Annotated in this window: 1 protein-coding gene; it reads left to right on the forward strand. The window is 55.7% G+C overall.

Features of this window, described 5'->3' with window-relative positions; all coding sequences use genetic code 11:
- Positions 1 to 3: 3 nt before the first annotated feature.
- The coding region (locus tag AC6CHM_RS25085) for a 4-aminobutyrate--2-oxoglutarate transaminase (RefSeq protein WP_498176062.1) at positions 4 to 1,256 on the forward strand (1,253 nt) is incomplete at its 3' end.

The raw sequence follows: 1,256 nt of genomic DNA on the forward strand, positions 1-1,256 counted from the left end.
GAAATCGGCATCCGCCGCTCTGATGCTGTCTCGCGCGGTGTGGGGGTTACAACCCAAATTTATGCAGAACGAGCCGAAAACGCGGAGATTTGGGACGTTGAGGGCAGGCGTTATATAGATTTTGCTGCGGGCATCGCCGTTGTCAACACTGGCCATCGTCACCCCAAAATAATTGCTGCTGTCAAAGATCAGCTCGATCATTTCACCCACACCTGCCATCAGGTCGTGCCTTACGAAAACTATGTGCGCCTCGCCGAACGACTTAATGCTGTTGTTCCGGGTAATTTTCAGAAGAAGACGGTCTTCGTAACGACCGGCGCTGAGGCGGTTGAGAACGCGGTGAAGATCGCTCGTGCGGCCACCAATCGTTCCGCTGTGATCGCTTTTACCGGCGGCTTTCACGGCCGCACGTTCATGGGCATGACACTGACCGGCAAGGTTGCCCCTTACAAGGTCGGATTCGGAGCGATGATGCCGGATGTTTTCCATGTGCCATTTCCGGTCGAACTGCATGGAACGACGATCGAGGGTTCTCTGGACGTGCTCGACAAGCTCTTTAAGGCCGATGTTGATCCAAACCGGGTTGCTGCTTTCATCGTTGAGCCAGTACAGGGCGAAGGTGGTTTTTATGAAGTGCCGCGCGCTTTCATGGCAAAGCTGCGGGAACTCGCAGATCAACATGGCATCCTGCTGATCGCCGATGAGGTTCAGACCGGTTTTGCCCGTACCGGCAAGCTCTTCGCTATGGAGCATTACGGGGTCGTGGCCGATATCACCACAATGGCCAAAGGCTTGGGGGGCGGCTTCCCGATTGCAGCTGTCACGGGCCGTGCCAATATCATGGATGCACCGGGACCTGGTGGCTTGGGCGGAACCTATGGTGGCAACCCGATTGGCATCGCAGCCGGCAATGCGGTGCTCGACGTTATTGAGGAGGAAAACCTTTGCGAAAGAGCAGAGCTTCTTGGTTCGCGCCTTAAGCAGCGCCTGCAATCCTTGCGGGAAGATACCCCGCAAATCGTTGATATTCGCGGACCCGGCTTCATGAATGCCGTCGAGTTCAACGTGCCAGGCACCAGGACGCCGAACGCCGATTTCACCAACAAAGTTCGTGCGAAGGCGTTGGAGAAAGGTCTCATCCTTTTGACATGCGGGGTGCATAGCAACGTTATCCGTTTCCTGGCGCCGATAACTATCCAGGACGACGTCTTCTGTGAAGCGCTCGACATTCTTGAAAGCACCCTGCGCGAATGTGC

The organism is Phyllobacterium sp. GQ127 (genome assembly GCF_059758635.1).